The organism is Streptococcus suis, from assembly GCF_002964045.1.
Taxonomy (GTDB): domain Bacteria; phylum Bacillota; class Bacilli; order Lactobacillales; family Streptococcaceae; genus Streptococcus; species Streptococcus suis_U.
The window spans coordinates 1-333 of record NZ_POPB01000601.1 but is presented as its reverse complement, the minus strand read 5'-3'; the positions used below and the strand labels follow the sequence as shown (position 1 = coordinate 333).

The following is a 333-nucleotide window of genomic DNA, read 5'->3' as shown; positions in this document are numbered from 1 at the left end:
CACGATGGTTAACTTTTGGTCAAGAACAGTTAGCAGCTATGCAAACTGCCTCAGTTACTCCTTCTGCTTCTATTCTTCACTTGGATGACTACCGGGAGCGAATCGAATTACCTGTTCCTGGTAAGGTTTCTGCCGGTACAGGTTACTGGCAGGATACAGATATGAACAATCTTGTATCATTCTATAACGATGAGATTCCGAATAACCAATCTTATGATACAATCGCTCAGGTTGTGGGAGATTCTATGGCTCCGCATATCGAGGATGGAGACTATCTCTTCATTCGCCTAACTCCTCATATTCCTCTAAATACGATTGGAATTTTTTCAGTCA

The 333-nt window shown here is 42.0% G+C and carries 1 protein-coding gene; it reads left to right on the top strand.

Annotation, left to right across the window (positions count from 1 at the left end):
* Positions 1-333, top strand: a 333-nt coding sequence (locus tag C1E99_RS13080) for a S24 family peptidase (RefSeq protein ID WP_238146250.1), incomplete at both ends; no start/stop codon positions are given.